Raw genomic sequence first — 14866 nt, forward strand, 5'->3', positions numbered from 1 at the left:
CACCGCCCGGTCGAAGGCCGGGTCGCAGGTCAACTCGATGGTCCGCATGCCCACACCGTAGGGGTCGCCCCCGCGTCGGCGGGAACCCGCCCCGGGGGGGGCGCCCCCCCCCCCCCGGGGGGGGGGGGGGGGGGGGGCCCCCCCCCCCCCCCCCCCCCCCCCCCCCCCCCTCCCCCGTTCCCCCGGGTCACTTCAGGTAGGTCGGCCAGTCCGGGGCCTGGGCCGGGTCCAGGAGGCGCAGCTGGTCCAGCACCTTCGGGTCCTGGGCGTCCATCCAGTCCGCGAGCTCCTTGAAGGAGACGCAGTGCACGCCGTCCTTCTTGCAGACGGCCTCCATCACGTCCTGGATGGCCTGCATGTAGATGCCGCCGTTCCAGGTCTCGAAGTGGTTCCCGATGAACAGCGGTGCCCGGCTGCCGTTGTAGACGCGCTCGAAGCCGTCCAGGTAGCCCTCGCGGGTCTGCTTCTCCCAGGCCGCGTACTTCTTCGGGTCGCCCTCGGTGCTGGCGCCCGACTGGTTGGCCAGGAAGTTGAAGTCCATCGACAGCACCTGGGTGTTGCCGAACGGCAGCAGTTGCAGCGGGAAGTTCCAGATGCCGTCCGACTTCGTCGGCCAGACCTGGAACTCGCCCGGGGAGCTGGCGTCGTAGCGCCACCCGTAGGTCTTCGCGGCCTGCAGCAGGTTCTTCTGGCCCTCCAGGCAGGGGGCCCGGCCGCCCACCAGCTCCTTGGCGTAGTCGAACGGCAGCGGGGCCTCGTCGGTGAAGCCGGTGTTCGTCCTCCAGTTGGCGACGAACGAGTACGCCTGGTCGATCTCCTTCTTCCAGTCGTCCACGCTCCAGGTGGAGCCGCCCCCGGCGTCGCCCGCGTCGGTGCAGAAGTGGCCGTTGAAGTGGGTGCCGATCTCGTTGCCGTCCTGCCAGGCCAGCCGCAGCTGGGCCAGGGTGTCCCGGACGTGCTGGCTGGTGGGGAAGGAGATGGCGGAGCTGCCGGGGGAGTGCTGGGGGGCCTGGTAGAGGCTGCGCTTCTCGTTCGGGACGAGGTAGATGCCGCTCAGGAAGAACGTCATCGTGGCGTTGTTGGCCTTGGCCAGCTCGCGGAAGCGGGAGAACAGGTGGTCGTCGTTCTCCAGCGCGCCGTCCCAGGAGAAGACCACGAACTGCGGTGGCTTCTCGCCGGGCTTCAACTTCTCGATCTTGAGCTGGTGGGGCTGCGGCCCGGTGTCGGACATCGAGCCGTCGCCCAGCACCTTCACCTTGCCGTCCCAGGCCGACGCCGAGGCCCCGGCACCGGCCGCCGCGGCGTCGGACGAGCCGTGGCCCGGGTCCGCGCCGTCGTCCAGCACCAGCGTCAGGGCGAGCGCGGTGACCGCGCAGCCTGCCAGCACGCCCAACGCCACCTTGACGTTCCGGCTCCGGTTGCCCGGTCTCTCCCTGCGCCTGTGGTTCTTCACTGTCCGCTGTTCCTCGTCCCGCTCCGCCGTGTCGCCGCGCGACTGCGCCGGCATGACCGGACATCGCACCATCTTTTTATTGGACGACTGTAAGCGGGTGGTCGGTTGTCACCGCAGCCCGGACCGGAAGTTGCCGGAAGTGGTGGCACCGCGACCATGAGTGGTCAGAACAGGCCGTGCCACCTCTGCTCGACGACGACGTTCCACCAGGTCGATTCCTCGTGGAAGGCGTCCGGGTCGATCGCCGCCGGCTTCCTCCGTCCGCACGGGTCAGTTGCAGGAGCTGCCGGAGCGGCAGGGGGTCAACCCGGGCACCGGGGCGGGCGGCGGGGGCGTCGGGGTGTAGTGGCTCGAGCCGAACAGGAAGGCGGTGCCCAGCGTCAGGGCGACGCCGAAGTCCGCGAGGAGCAGCAGCGGACGGGAGCGGCGCCGGTCCTGCGGACGCGGCTCTGCGGGCCGGGGGAGCGTCATGGGTGCACCCTGCCCGCCCCACGGTCGGAGCGGAATGAGTACGCGGGCTCAAATCCCGTGGCCCCCGCGGCCGTCGCGCGTCAGGCGGTGGAGGTCAGGTGGGCGTACACCACGGTGTTGGAGTCGTAGCCGGTGCGCCGGTCGTAGCGCCCGCCGCAGGTGATGACGCGCAGTTCGGCGCGGCCGGTGGGGGCGTACACCTCCGCGGTGGGGAAGGCGCTCTTCGGGTAGGAGCGCACCGCGTCGACGGTGAAGGTGGCGGTGCGGCGGTCCTGCCGGGTGACGGTGATGGTCAGGCCGGGGCGCAGCAGCCCGAGCCGGTACAGCACGCCGGGGCCGCGCCGGTCGTCGACGTGGCCGACGACCACGGCGGTGCCGTCCGCGCCGGGCGCGGGGGCGTCCCGGTACCAGCCGACCAGGTTGGGGCGGCCGAGCGGCGGGGTGCTCAGGGCCCCGTCGGCGTCCAGGCCGAGCGGGGTGAACGCGGCGTCCACCGAGATGGAGGGGATGCGTAGCCGGGTGGGGTCGGACGGGCCCAGCGCCGGGACGTCCGGGGTGGCGGCCGGTGCGGGGGCGGGGGAGGACGCCGTCCGGGCGGGGGTCGTCCGGGCGGGGGCCGCGGACGGCGGCGGGGCGGGCGGCGGCGGGGGCGGTTGGGAGGTGGTCAGTCCGTCGTCGACCAGCCAGGCGCCGCACAGCAGCGCGACGACCGCGGTGCCGAACCGTAGCCGGTCGGCACCGCGGGAGCGTCGGTGGGCGGGAGGGGTCAACGGCGGGCGCGGCGGAGTCGGCGCACGACCAGGTAGCCCGCCCCGGCGACCAGGGCGGCGCCGACGGTGACCTCCGCCGGGTTCAGGTCCTGCGAGGAGCCGCCCGCACCGGCCGCGACCCCGCCGTGCGGCGTCCGGCTCGGTCCGCCCGGCCCCGGCCTGCCGGGCGAGGGCGACGAGCCGCCGCCGACCCCGCCCTTGCCGGTGGGCGAGGTGCTGGGCGACGGGGAGGGCGAGCCGCCGCCGTTGCCGACGGGCGAGGGTGAGCCGCTGGGCGGCGGGCTGCTGGCACCGGCGCAGTCGACCGTGAACACCTTCTGCTTGGCGGCGCCGTTCTCGCCGGTGAAGTTCCAGAACAGCTTGTAGTGCCCGTCGGGCAGCGACTGGTCGGTGGTCCGGGCGGTGCCGGTGGGCATGACCAGGACTCCGCTCAGCACCTGGGCGTTGCCGGTCGGCGGCTGCTGGTCGATGTGCCAGGTGACGCTCTGCCCGGCGTCGAAGTTGAGGCCGTCGAGGTAGAACTTGCAGACCTTCGGGTCGTCGTTCTGGCTGTCCGCGGCCGTGGTGCTGTCGTGGATCTTCACGTCGCCGTTGTCGCCGGGCGCGGCGTGCGCGGGGAGGGCGAACACGGCCAGCGGCAGGACGGCCGCACCGGCGAGGGCGGCCGCGTGCAGCGGCCGCAGGCGTCGCCCGGTCGAGGTCGGGGTCATGGGAGCTCCGGGGGGAGGGACGGGGGCTGTCGGCAGGGCGCCGACACCCACCGAGGGTCCTCGCCCCCGCCTGGCGCACCGTCACAACACACCCGAACCGGTACGACGGTTCCCCCCGACGGCCCAGCTCCCGGCGTGTCCGGGGCGGGGTGGGGCGCCGTCAGGCGGGTTCGCGGCGGCGGATGCGGCGGGGGCGGAGGCGTTCGCCGCGGGCGAAGCGGCGCAGGCGGGGGAGGCGGGCGAAGCGGTCGCGGTTGGCGACGGCGGCGCGGTCGAGTTCCTCCATCAGGCGGCGGCCGCGGTGCTCCAGGTCGAGTTCGTCGAGGATGCGGTCGACCTCGGCGAGCAGCGAGCCGTGCAACTGCCAGGCCTCGGGGCTCTCCTGGACGCGGCGCAGCAGGAGCTGGGCGACGTTCTCGCGGCAGGCCCAGGCGGCGGAGAGCTCGGAGGCCATCCGCTGCTCGGCCTCCTCCGCGTTGCGGCTGACCTGGGTGGTGACCAGCACCGCGAAGCTGACCAGGGCGCCGCCGACGTGCTCGAACAGCTCCTCCAGGGCCACCGCCACGTCGTCCGGGAAGAGCCGTTCGCCCGGGCCGCGGCGCTTGGCCAGGTCGGTGAGCGAGCGGGCGATCACCCGGATGACGACCACGCAGATCTCCAGCGTGTCCAGGCCGGTGCGCAGGACCAGCCGGGGGAGCAGGCCCTCGCTGATCCGCGGGTTCAGCCGCAGGCTGTCCTCGGCCTGCCGCAGCGCCCCGTCCACCTGGGCGATCGCCTGGTCCAGCCGCCGGGCCTCGTGCAGCCGTTCGGCGGCCCGTTCGACCGGCACCGGGCGGCCGAGCTGTTCGGCGAGGCCCAGCAGCAGGGACCGGGCCCGGCGGGCCAGGTCCTCGATGGACTCGCCCGCCGTGTCGACCCACACCGGGGGCGCTATCACCAGGTTGAACAGCAGGCCGACGCTGGCGCCGATCACCGTCTCCAGCACCCGGTCCCAGGCCTGCGTGGTGACCTGCGAGACGCCCAGGATCAGCATCGCGCTGATCGCGACCTCCTGGACGAACTCGTCGACCCGCACGAAGCGCCCGATCACCAGCGAGGCCAGGATGATCAGCCCCAGGCTCCACCAGGACAACCCCACCACGGCGGAGAACCCGATCGCGATCAGCACCCCGACCACCACCGAGTTGACCCGCCGGATGCTGGTGGTCAGCGTGGAGTACACCGTCACCTGCACGACCAGCAGCGCCGTCAGCGGCGCGGTCAGCGGCACCGGCTCCCGGCTCAGCCAGGTCGCCACCACGTACGACAGCGTCGCGGCGACCGTGGCCCGCACCGTCTGCACGACGAACGGGTCCTTGGCACCGCGACGCACCACCACCGCCACCGGTTCGGGAACGAAACGCATGCAGCCCTTCTATCCCTGCCGGGGCCCGATCACACCGCGCACACGCTGACGGGGCCTCAGGCTGTGAGCTGCGGTCACAGGATGAACGCCTGTCTGGCTGGCCCCCGGCCCGCTGCCGAGGATGGCGGCATCGGACGCCCATGCCCCCCGCGCGGCCGAACGCGTCCGCGGTCCGAGGACGCGCCGCGCGACCCGAGGACCGGACGAGGTGGTGGTCGCCGTGAGCGACGTCTCCGACCTGACCGAGCGCGGGCGCACCGAGGCGGTGCCCGCCCCCGAGGCCCTGCGGCCCCTGCGCTACGCCGGGGTGTTCGCGCTGCTGTTCCTGTTCGGCACCGAGACCTTCCTGGTCTCCCCGCTGCTGCCGACCATCGCCGAGTCGATCGGCTCCACCGAGGCCGCCGCCGCCTCCACCGTCACCGCGTACGTGCTGGTGTACGCGGTCTTCGCCCCGTTCCTCGGCCTGCTCAGCGACCGGTTCGGCCGCCGCCGCACCCTGCTCGCGGGCGGCCTGCTGTTCGTGCTGTCCAACGCGGCGGCCGCGCTCTCCACTGACCTCACCCTGCTGGTGCTCTCCCGCGCGCTGGCCGGGCTGGCCGCCGCGGCCGCCGGACCGGCGATCTGGGCGCACATCGCCGAGACCGCCCCCGAGGCGGTGCGCGGGCGCGCCCTCGGGCTCGGCATGGCGCTGTTCTCCACCGGCCAGGTGGTCGGCGTGCCGCTGGGCGGCGTGCTGGCCGGGGCGGCGGGCTGGCGGGCCGCGTTCTGGGCGCTCGCGATCGGCACCCTCGCGGCGATCGCGCTGCTCACCCGGCAGGTCGCCCCCGCGCCGGGCGGCGCGGCGGCGGGTGGGGCCGTCCGGGCGATCCTGGGCGGCTGGCGCGACCCGGTGCTGCGGCGCGCGCTGCTGGTCAACACCGTCTTCAACGCGGCCAACCTGGGCGCGTACACCTTCCTCGGCGCCGTCCTCGACCGCCGGTTCGACCTGTCGGTGCAGGCCCTGGGCCTGGTCGGCGTGCTGGTCGGCGCGGGCAGCGTGGCCGGTTCGCTGGTCGGCGGGCGCCTCGGCGACAAGGCCCGCGGCGCGGGCCGCACCGACCTGCCGCTGCTCGCCCTCTGGGGCCTGCTGCTGGCCGCGGGCATCGCCCTCGCCACCAGCGCCCCGGGCCTTCCGCTGTCCCTGCTGGGCGTGCTGGTCTGGTTCACCGCCAGCGGGGCCTTCGTCACCGACCAGCAGACCCTGGCCGGCAGCGTCGCCCCCGCTCACCGCGCCACCTCCAGCGCCTGGCTGACCTCCACCATGTACGCGGGCACCGGCCTGGGCGCGTGGGCGGTCGGCGCGTTCTCCGACGTCACCCACGGCGCCCTGCTGATCGGCACCGGCCTGGCCCTGCTCGCGGCGGCGGGCGCCTGGGCGGTCTCGCGCGGCCTGCGGAGGGCGTGAAAGGGGGCCCCGTCAGGGGCTCGGGGAACTCTTCGGCAGACGAGCATGCACAACCAGGGGCTCGGGGAACGGCGAGTCCGTGCTGCTTCGGGCCGGGGTGACAGAACCCGAAGCCACCGCACGCACCGGCAGCAGCCCCGTGCCCGCCGTTCCCCGCGCCCCTGATCACGCGCCCCTCCGGGTGGTGAACGCGTTGCGGTAGGCGGCCGGGGTCATGCCGAGGTGGCGGTGGAGGTGCTGGCGGAGGGACTCGCCGGAGCCGAGGCCGCTGCGGTCGGCGACCTGGTCGACGGTGAGGTCGGTGGTCTCCAGGAGTTCGCGGGCGCGCAGCAGGCGCTGCTGGAGCAGCCACTGGAAGGGGGTCACGCCGGTCTCGGCGGTGAAGCGGCGGGTCAGGGTCCGCACGCTGGTGCGGGCCCTGGTGGCGAGGTCGGCGAGGGAGATCGGCCGGTCGAGGTGCTGCAGGGCCCAGACGCGGGCGGCGTCGAGCGGGGAGCCGGTGCGGGCGGGCAGCGGGGTGCTGACGAACTGGGCCTGGCCGCCCTGGCGGACGGGGGTGACGACGGCGGCGCGGGCGGCCGCGTTGGCGACGGCCGCGCCGTGGTCGGTGGCGATCAGGTGCAGGCACAGGTCGAGGCCGGCGGCGGAGCCCGCGCCGGTGACGACCCGGCCGTCCTCGGCGAACAGCCGGTCGGCGTCCACCCGGACGGCGGGGAAGGCGCGTCGCAGTTCGTCGGCGAAGGCCCAGTGGGTGGTGGCGGTGCGGCCGTCGAGCAGTCCGGCCTGGGCGAGGACGAAGGCGCCGGTGCAGATCGAGGCGATCCGCTTGCCCGCGGCGGCGGCCTCCCGCAGGGCGTCCAGCGCGGCCGGGTCGGCGTCGTGGCGGCTGGCGGTGGAGGGGACGACCACGGTGTCGGCGGCGGCGAGGGCCTCCAGGCCGTGCCGGACGACGACGTCGATGCCGCCGTGCCCGGGCAGCACCCCGGGCACGGGCGTGCAGACCGTGACGGTGTAGCAGGGGCGTCCGTCCGCGACGGCGGCGTCGAACAGCATCGAGGGCATGGACAGGTCGAAGGGCTTGACGGGCGGGACGGCCAGGACGGCGACGCGGTGCATGGCTGGATCCTTGGACTCCGTGGCTATCGGGCCACTGACCCTACCCCCTTGCGGCAGGGCAGAGTTGGCCGGGCGGAGGGCCCCCGCGACCACGTTCCCCACCAGAGCAAGGAGACACCACCATGGCCGGAGCAGTCGTCATCGGAGCGGGCGCCACCGGGGCCGCGACCGCCAGGCAGTTGGCCGGGCGCGGCGAGCGGGTCCGTCTGGTGACCCGCGGCGGCGGCGGGCCCGAGCACCCGGGCATCGAGCGGATCGCCCTGGACGCGGGCCGCACCGAGGAGTTGGCCGAGGTGCTGGCCGGGGCGGACACCGTCTTCAACGCCGCCGCGACCGCGTACCACACCTGGCCGCAGACCCTGCCGCCGCTGTTCGACTCGATCCTGGCGGCGACCGAGCGGGCCGGGGCCGACTACGTGATGCTCGGCAACCTGTATGGCTACCGGCCGACCGCCGGGCCGGTGACCGAGCGGACCCCGCTGGAGGCGCGCACCCGCAAGGGGCGGGTGCGGGCCGAGCTGTGGCGGCGGGCCGAGCGGGCGCACGCCGAGGGGCGGCTGCGGGTCACCGAGGTGCGGGCCGGGCAGTTCCTGGGCCCGGGCGCGGTCTCCACGTTCACGCTGCTGGTGGCGCCCCGGGTGCTGGACGGCGAACTCGCCCTGGTGCACGGCAATCCGGACGCGGCGCACTCCTTCTCGTACACCGAGGACGTCGCGGCGGCGCTGGTCGCGGTCGCCGGTGACGACCGGGCCTGGGGGCGGGCCTGGCACGCCCCGGTGATCACCACCACCGTGCGGGGGGCGGCGACCGCGCTGGCGGAGCTGCACGGGGCGCCCGAGCCGCGGCTGGAGCAGCTCACCGAACGGGAGTTGGCGCTGCTGGCGTTCGGCGACCCGCTGTGGCGGGAGCTCGCCGAGCTGGGACACATGGCGGAGCGGCCGTTCGTGGTGGACGACGGCGACCTGCGCGAGGCCTTCGGGCTGAAGGCCTCGACGCTGGGCGCGGCGCTGGCGGGCTGAGGCTCAGCGGGCCCCGGCCGCCAGCAGTTCGGCGCCGCCCGCGGCCCCCGCCGCCGTCAGCTCGGCCATCCGGGCCGCGTCGGCGGGGGAGGACGGGGTGAACAGCACCACCAGCGCCGAGGGGTCGTCGACCGGGTGGAAGGAGCTGAGGGTGAGCCGGACGGGGCCGAGGCCGGGCGGGTCCACCAGGACGGTGCGGGCGGTGAGTTCGGCCACCGAGTGGCAGCCCCACCAGTGCCGCAGCTCGGGCGCGTCGGTGTCCAGGCGGCGGTAGAGCTCGTCGGTGCGCGGGTCGGCGAGGGCGGGCCCGGCCTGGGCGCGGAAGTGCTGGAAGACGTTCATCGCGAGCGGCTCCCAATCGTGCAGGACCTCGCGCAGGCGGCGGTCGACGGCCAGCAGCCACATCAGGTTGCGGCGGTCGGCGGGCACCTGCTCGGGGGAGCCCCACAGCGCGCTCCAGGCGGCGTTCCAGGCCAGCAGGTCGAAGTGCCGGTCGAGCAGGGCGGCCGGGCTGGCGGGCCAGGAGTCGAGGACCGGGCGGACGGACGCGACCAGCCGCCCGGCGGCGCTGCGGTCGGCGTCGGCGGGCACCGGCTCGTGGTAGCCGGCCAGCCGCATCGCGTGCCGCAGGCCCGCCGCGTCCAGCCGCAGGGCGCGCGCCACCGCCTCCAGGACCTGCCGGGAGGCGGTGACGCGGCCCTGTTCGAGCCAGGTGTACCAGGCGAGGCCGACGCCGGAGAGCGAGGCGACCTCCTCGCGGCGCAGCCCGGGGGTGCGCCGCCGGGCGGTGGCGGTGAGTCCGACGTCGGCGGGCTGGAGGAGTTCGCGGTGGGCGCGCAGGAACGCGCCGAGTTCCTGGCCGGTGGCGGGGGTGGACACGGTGCTCGCTCCTCGTCGCGGTGGTGCTCGGGTACGTCGGTTCCAGGTTAGGCCGGGAGCGGGCCGGTTCCGGATCCTGCAACAAACTCCTCACGTTGCGCCAACTCCCAGAGCCGAACGGGCATGTGGCTGACGTGCCCGCGTTCGGCCTGCCGCCGCCAGGCGGCGGCGCCGACGGCCCGGTAGAAGTCGGCGCGGCGCTCCTCGGGGAGGACCTGCGCGTAGTAGTCGCCGAAGGTCGCGGCGTGGAAGTGCTCGTACTGCTCGGCGGAGTCGACGGTGACCACCGCGTCCCGCTCGGCGTGCCCGGCGACGGCCAGGTGCGGGGCGAGGACGTCGAGCAGCTCGTCGACGGTGCGGGTGCGGGTGGCGATCGGCAGGACGCCGTGCTCGGCGAGCAGCGCGGGCACCTGCTCGGCCGGGACGCCGAGCGCGCCCAGCGCCTCGCGCACCAACTCGTCCTCGCCGCCCAGGCCGTGGGCGTCGCGGGCCGGGTGGTAGGTGGTGAGCAGGAAGCGCCCGCCGGGGGCGAGGTGGGCGGCGACCCAGGCGAAGACCCGGTCCTCGACCGGGTACAGCCAGTGCAGCACCGAGGTCTGGGTGATCACCTGGGCGCGGTGCGGCAGCGGCTCGGGCGCGGTCAGGTCGGCCCGGTGCAGCTCGGCCCGCTCCCCGTACGGGGCCAGCCGGTGGCCCGCCTCGGCGATCCGGTGCTCGGAGCGCTCCAGGCCGACGGCCAGCCGCAGCGAGGGGAAGCGCTCCAGGGCGCTCTCCAGCAGCTGGCCGATGCCGCTGCCGAGGTCGATCAGCACCTCGGGGGCGCCGCTAACGCGGTCCAGCACCCAGTCGCGGTCCTGGACCTGGCGCAGGCGGCTGGCGTCGGCGTACCCGGCGAGGGTGCGGGCCTGGATCTCGACGGTGGACGGGCTCACGCGCGGGCCTCCTGGACATCGGTGCCGACGGGGGTGTCGGTGCTGGCGGGGGTCTCGGGGGTCTCGAGGGTCTCGGGGGTGTCGGGGGTGTCGAGCAGGGCGAGCAGCCGGGCCCGGGCCTCGGACTGGTCGTGGCGGTGGTAGACGGTGATCCGGTTGCGGGCCAGGTCGCCGCGGTGGACGTACTCGTACAGGTCCTGGCGCTGGCCGAAGCCGTCGCCGGTCAGCTCCCAGGCGAGGCGGAACAGCCGGGACTTGCGCTCCACGTCGGTGCCGCGGCCGCGCATGTAGCGCTCCAGGTGCGGGCGCAGCCTCGGGTGGGCGAGGTCGCCGGGGGAGGGCTGCATCAGCAGGCCGGAGGCGCCGATCCGGCGGACGATCTCCACCGCGTCGCCCGCGACCTCGGCCGACCACACCCGGGAGGCGAAGGTGTCGCCGGGCGCGAACAGGCCGGAGTCGGTGAGCGCGCCGCGGTTCTCGGCCGCGTCCAGGAAGTAGCCGGTCAGTTCGGCGTACCCGGCGAGCCGGCCCAGGTCCTCCTGGACGTTGCGGAAGCCGTCGACGCCGATCGACTCGGCCAGCAGCGTCGCGGTGGCCAGCAGGGTGCGCAGCCGCTCCCGGTAGCGGATGTGGCCGACGTACGCGCTCCAGGCGTTGATCCGGCCCAGGCCCTCGCGGGCCAGGGCGGCGTCGCGCAGCAGGAACACCCGCTCCCACGGCACCAGCACGTCGTCGAAGAACAGCATCGCGTCCTGCTCGTCGTACCGGGCGCCGACCGGGTGCCGGTGGCCCCAGGGGGCGGCGCCGAGCGGCTCGCGGGCCAGCGTGATCAGGCCCGGGGCGTTCAGCGGCAGCGCGAACCAGACCACGAACTTCTCGGCCCGGTTGTCGGTGAACGACGCCGACAGGTACACCAGCACCTCGTGGGCCAGCGGCGCCAGCGTGGTCAACTGCTTGGCGCCGCGCACCACGATGCCGCGCTCGTTCTCCTCCAGCACCCGCAGCGCCAGGTCCGGGTCGTCCAGCGGGCTCGCCGAGCGGTCGATCTGCGGGTCGCCCAGCGCGTGCGAGAGCACCAGGTCATTCTGCGCGCAGTAGCGGTACCAGGCCTCGGCGTTGGCGCCGAAGCGCGGGTCGGCGGTGGCCAGCCGGTGCCGGAAGTCGTGCACGCCCACCGCGATCGAGGCCATGAACGCCGGGGAGCGGCCCTGCTGGCCGAGCGCCTGGGCGTGCCAGAACTCGGCGCTGCGCCGCTGGACGCGCAACTCCTCCAGGGTGGTGGGCGGTTGGTAGGCGCGGGCCAGCCGCAGGCCGGTGTCCGGGTCCTTCCAGGTCAGCAACTCGCGGTGCTCGGGCTCGTGCTGGAGGTCCAGCAGTCGGGCCAACTCGTCGGCGGCGGGCCGGAACGCGGGGTGCGAGGCCGGGTCGGCGACGCGCTGCCCGTCCAGGTACAGCTCGCGGCCGTCGTCGAGTTCGGCCCGGTAGCGGTCGCCGGTGAGCAGGCCGCGGGGCTCCGGGGACAGCAGGGTCATGCGCCGACTCCTCTGGTAGGGAAGGACGTTGGGGTGCTGGGCGGGGTCTCCGGGCCCAGCAGCCGGTAGCGGGCGGCGTGGTGCAGCAGCGGGCGGCCGCCGTCCGCGCCGACCGCCGTCACCCGGCCGACCAGCAACACGTGGTCGCCGACCGGCAGTTCGGCGTGCAGCTCGGCCTCGAACCAGGCCGCCGAACCGGTCGGGACGGGCCCGCCGACCGGCTCCGCGCGCACCGGCAGGTCGGCGAACGCCCCGGCGCTGCGGCCCGCGCCCGGGGTCGCGAAGCGGCGGGCCAGCGGTTCCTGACGGTCCGTCAGGACGGTGACGGCGAACCGGCCGGAGCCGTGCACGGCCGCCGCCAGCGGGCTGCGCGGGGAGAGCGCGACGCCGATCAGCGGCGGGTCGAGGGAGAGGGTGCTGAAGGAGGAGACGGTCTTGGCGTGCTCCTCCCCGCCCCACCGGGCGCTCAGCACCGCCACCCCGGTCGGCCAGTGCCGGGCGGCGGCCCGCAGCGCGTCCGCGGTGACCGCGCTGCGCACGGGCGCGCTCACCGCAGCGCCACCCGGTAGGCGCGCAGCCACTCGTCGACCTGCACCAGGTGGTCCAGGCCGCCGACCGGGTTGGGCGCGGTGCGCGGGCTGGGCAGCGGGCGGCCCTCGGCGAGGTGGGCGCGCACCAGCTCCCGGTCGACCAGCTCGAAGACCGGGGCGGCCGGGTCGGCGAGCAGCTCGTGGGCCCGGGCGGTGAGCACCTCGGTGTAGCGGACCGCGGGCGTCGACGGGTAGCCGGACTTCGGGCGGTCGGCGACCTGCGGCGGCAGCAGGTCGCGCACCGCGTCGCGCAGCAGGCCCTTGGCCCGGCCGCCGGGCGACTTGAGGGCCCACGGCACGTTCCACAGGTACTCCACCAGGCGGTGGTCGCAGAACGGCACCCGCACCTCCAGGCCGACCGACATCGACACCCGGTCGACCCGGTCCAGCAGCGGCGGCAGCCAGCGGGTCAGCGCCAGGTGGAAGGTCTCGCGGACCTTCGCGTCGTCCGCGCCCTCCCCGTCCAGCCGGGGCACCGAGGCCAGCGAGGAGCGGTACGCGGCCTCGGTGTACTCGGCGGGCCGGGCCGCGGCGCGCACCTCCGGGCGCAGCAGCGCGGCCGGGGTGGTGCGGCCGTGCAGCCAGGGGAAGGTGCCGGAGGCGAGCGCCGGGGCGTCGTGGAAGTAGGGGTAGCCGCCGAAGACCTCGTCGGCGGCCTCGCCGGAGAGCGCGACGGTGGAGCGGCGGCGCACCTCGCGGAAGAGCAGGTGCAGCGAGGCGTCCATCTCGCCCCAGCCGGGCCGGTCGCGGGCCCGCAGCACCGCGTCGCGGGCCTCCAGCAGGTCGTCGTCGGGGATCAGCACGCTGGTGTGCAGGGTGCCGATGTGCTCGGCGGCGGCCCGCACGTACGGGGCGTCCTGGCTGGTGCGCCAGGCGTCGGGGGCGCGGTCGGCGCTGCCGGGGAAGTCCACCGAGAAGCTGGTGATCTTGCCCTGGCCCTGGCGCTCCCGGGCGGCGGCGGCCAGCGCGGTGATCGCGGAGGAGTCGACGCCGCCGGAGAGCAGCGTGCACAGCGGGACGTCGCTGACCAGTTGGCGCTCCACCGCGTCGGCGAGCAGCGCCCGCACGGTGGCGCGGGTGGTGGCCTCGTCGTCGGTGTGCGGGGCCGACTCCAGCTGCCAGTACCGCAGTTCGCGCACCGCGTGCCGGGTGGCGAGCACCAGGTGGCCGGGGCGGACCTCGTGCAGGCCGCGGAACAGGCCGTGGCCGGCGCTGGGCGCGGCGGGCAGCGCGAAGAGCTCGGCGACGCCCTCGGCGTCCAACTCGGCGGGCAGCAGCGGGTTCGCCAGCACGGCCTTGGGCTCGGAGCCGAACAGCACCCCGTTGGCGTGCCGGTGCCAGTACAGCGGCTTGATGCCCAGGTGGTCGCGCACCAGCAGGAGTTCCTCCCGCCGGGCGTCCCACAGCGCGTACGCGTAGATCCCGTTGAACCGGGACGGGGCCCGGTGCCCCCACTGCAGGTGGGCGCGGAGCACCACCTCGGTGTCGGAGCGGGTCCGGAACACGTGCCCGTGCGCCTCCAGTTCGGCGCGCAGCTCGCGGTGGTTGTACAGCTCGCCGTTGTAGGCCAGCACCGCCCGGGCGTCCTCGGCGTCGGCGAACGGCTGCAGGCCGCCGTCCAGGTCGATCACCGCGAGCCGGGTGTGGCCCAGCGCCGCGTGCCGCGACAGCCACACCCCGTCGGCGTCCGGGCCGCGGCAGGTGAGCGTCCCGGTCATCCGGCGGACCGTTTCGGCGCGCAGCCGCAGGTCGTCCGCCCAGTCCAGCCATCCGGTCACTCCGCACATCAGCGCGTCCCCGTCCCTTCCTCGGTGCCTTCGGTCGCGGCGCTCGCCTCCCAGTGGCAGCCGTGGCCGGTCGGACCGGACTGCAGCCGGTACGCCGGACGGAAGCCCTTGGCGCGGATGTTCGCCGACAGCGCGTGGGTGCAGTACGTGCACGGCGAGGCCAGCGTGATGGTCACGCCGCTGCGCCGGGCCTGCTCCCGGTAGTCCCAGATCGCGCAGTGCGTGATCGTCAGTGCGGCCCGCTCCCGGCCGGGCGGCCGCTCGTCGTCGAACTCGTACTCGGAGCCGTACAGTTCGGCCTGCCGCGCGATCCGGTGGATCGGGTCGGCGGCGCCCCGGCCGTGGTCCGGCTCGACGGTGCGGTGCACCTCGGCGTTGGACGCCGCCCAGGCCGCCAGCACCCCCTCGCCGTAGCGGCGCACCAGGAAGCGCTCCATCAGCGCCTGGCCGCGGAAGAACAGCCGCTGCCACTGCGCCGAGGGCGCGGACTCCTCAGGCAGGTCGGCGAAGATCTCGCCCTGCAGGGCGAACCACTCGGCCAACTGCGGCTGGTCGTCCAGCGAGACCAGGTAGCGGGTCAGCCCGGCCTCGGCCTCGTGCAGGCGCTGGCGCCACAGGGCGGAGCGCTCGGCCTCCGACATCGACCGGTAGGGCGAACGCCCCCACTCGGGCCCGCCGTCCGCCGCCTCCACCGGCAGCACCACCACCCGCGGCCCCGGCTCCGTTCCGTCGACGCCCATCAGGTGCTCTCCCTCCGC

The 14866-nt window shown here is 75.3% G+C and carries 14 protein-coding genes; 2 read left to right on the forward strand and 12 right to left on the reverse strand.

Translation table 11 applies throughout. The features are described from left to right. Nucleotides 1-187 precede the first annotated feature (187 nt). The 5 genes from ACFY00_RS32210 to ACFY00_RS32230 all read right to left on the reverse strand — a co-directional run bounded on the left by ACFY00_RS32210 (nucleotide 188) and on the right by ACFY00_RS32230 (nucleotide 4809). Complete coding sequence (locus tag ACFY00_RS32210) at nucleotides 188-1387, reverse strand: hypothetical protein (protein WP_388036163.1); 1200 nt, start codon at nucleotides 1385-1387, stop codon at nucleotides 188-190. Nucleotides 1388-1723: 336 nt separating this feature from the next. After that, nucleotides 1724-1924 carry a hypothetical protein gene (locus ACFY00_RS32215; protein WP_388036166.1) on the reverse strand — a complete coding sequence of 67 codons (201 nt, stop codon included), beginning with the start codon at nucleotides 1922-1924 and terminating at the stop codon, nucleotides 1724-1726. Between the two features lie 80 nt (nucleotides 1925-2004). Continuing rightward, complete coding sequence (locus tag ACFY00_RS32220; RefSeq protein WP_388036168.1) at nucleotides 2005-2694, reverse strand: class F sortase; 690 nt, start codon at nucleotides 2692-2694, stop codon at nucleotides 2005-2007. Beyond that, complete coding sequence (locus tag ACFY00_RS32225; RefSeq protein WP_388036170.1) at nucleotides 2691-3404, reverse strand: hypothetical protein; 714 nt, start codon at nucleotides 3402-3404, stop codon at nucleotides 2691-2693. The genes ACFY00_RS32220 and ACFY00_RS32225 overlap by 4 nt, the downstream gene beginning before the upstream one ends. Nucleotides 3405-3564: 160 nt before the next feature. Then, nucleotides 3565-4809, reverse strand: coding sequence for an aromatic acid exporter family protein (locus ACFY00_RS32230; RefSeq protein ID WP_388036173.1), 1245 nt, complete (start codon nucleotides 4807-4809; stop codon nucleotides 3565-3567). A 220-nt stretch (nucleotides 4810-5029) separates the two neighbouring features. Between ACFY00_RS32230 and ACFY00_RS32235 the strand changes: the two genes are divergently transcribed. After that, nucleotides 5030-6253 carry an MFS transporter gene (locus ACFY00_RS32235; RefSeq protein WP_388036175.1) on the forward strand — a complete coding sequence of 408 codons (1224 nt, stop codon included), beginning with the start codon at nucleotides 5030-5032 and terminating at the stop codon, nucleotides 6251-6253. A 165-nt stretch (nucleotides 6254-6418) separates the two neighbouring features. On the opposite strand, the gene ACFY00_RS32240 is transcribed toward ACFY00_RS32235, so the two are convergent. Next, complete coding sequence (locus tag ACFY00_RS32240) at nucleotides 6419-7369, reverse strand: GlxA family transcriptional regulator (protein WP_388036178.1); 951 nt, start codon at nucleotides 7367-7369, stop codon at nucleotides 6419-6421. 122 nt (nucleotides 7370-7491) lie between these two features. Between ACFY00_RS32240 and ACFY00_RS32245 the strand changes: the two genes are divergently transcribed. Then, nucleotides 7492-8388, forward strand: a complete 897-nt coding sequence (locus ACFY00_RS32245) for an NAD-dependent epimerase/dehydratase family protein (protein ID WP_388036181.1) — start codon at nucleotides 7492-7494, stop codon at nucleotides 8386-8388. Nucleotides 8389-8391: 3 nt separating this feature from the next. Here the strand turns inward: ACFY00_RS32245 and ACFY00_RS32250 are convergent, their stop codons facing one another. The 6 genes from ACFY00_RS32250 to ACFY00_RS32275 are packed head-to-tail and all read right to left on the reverse strand — an operon-like array spanning nucleotide 8392 to nucleotide 14848. Next, nucleotides 8392-9267, reverse strand: a complete 876-nt coding sequence (locus ACFY00_RS32250; RefSeq protein WP_388036184.1) for a helix-turn-helix domain-containing protein — start codon at nucleotides 9265-9267, stop codon at nucleotides 8392-8394. A 47-nt stretch (nucleotides 9268-9314) separates the two neighbouring features. Then, nucleotides 9315-10199 (reverse strand): class I SAM-dependent methyltransferase, encoded by an 885-nt coding sequence (locus ACFY00_RS32255; RefSeq protein ID WP_388036187.1) that lies wholly within the window; start codon nucleotides 10197-10199, stop codon nucleotides 9315-9317. Then, on the reverse strand, nucleotides 10196-11731 hold the full coding sequence (locus ACFY00_RS32260; RefSeq protein WP_388036190.1) for a 4-hydroxyphenylacetate 3-hydroxylase N-terminal domain-containing protein: 1536 nt from the start codon (nucleotides 11729-11731) through the stop codon (nucleotides 10196-10198). The genes ACFY00_RS32255 and ACFY00_RS32260 overlap by 4 nt, the downstream gene beginning before the upstream one ends. Next, nucleotides 11728-12282 (reverse strand): flavin reductase family protein, encoded by a 555-nt coding sequence (locus ACFY00_RS32265; protein WP_388036193.1) that lies wholly within the window; start codon nucleotides 12280-12282, stop codon nucleotides 11728-11730. Before ACFY00_RS32265 ends, ACFY00_RS32260 begins: the two co-directional genes overlap by 4 nt. Beyond that, the gene (gene asnB / locus ACFY00_RS32270) at nucleotides 12279-14108 is read right to left on the reverse strand and encodes an asparagine synthase (glutamine-hydrolyzing) (protein WP_388036196.1); all 1830 of its coding nucleotides are present in this window, start codon (nucleotides 14106-14108) and stop codon (nucleotides 12279-12281) included. Before asnB ends, ACFY00_RS32265 begins: the two co-directional genes overlap by 4 nt. After that, nucleotides 14108-14848: a hypothetical protein gene (locus ACFY00_RS32275; protein ID WP_388036199.1), complete on the reverse strand. Its 741-nt coding sequence runs from the start codon at nucleotides 14846-14848 to the stop codon at nucleotides 14108-14110. Before ACFY00_RS32275 ends, asnB begins: the two co-directional genes overlap by 1 nt. Nucleotides 14849-14866 lie beyond the last annotated feature (18 nt).

Source organism: Kitasatospora sp. NPDC001540 (genome assembly GCF_042894345.1).
Lineage (GTDB): Bacteria > Actinomycetota > Actinomycetes > Streptomycetales > Streptomycetaceae > Kitasatospora > Kitasatospora phosalacinea_C.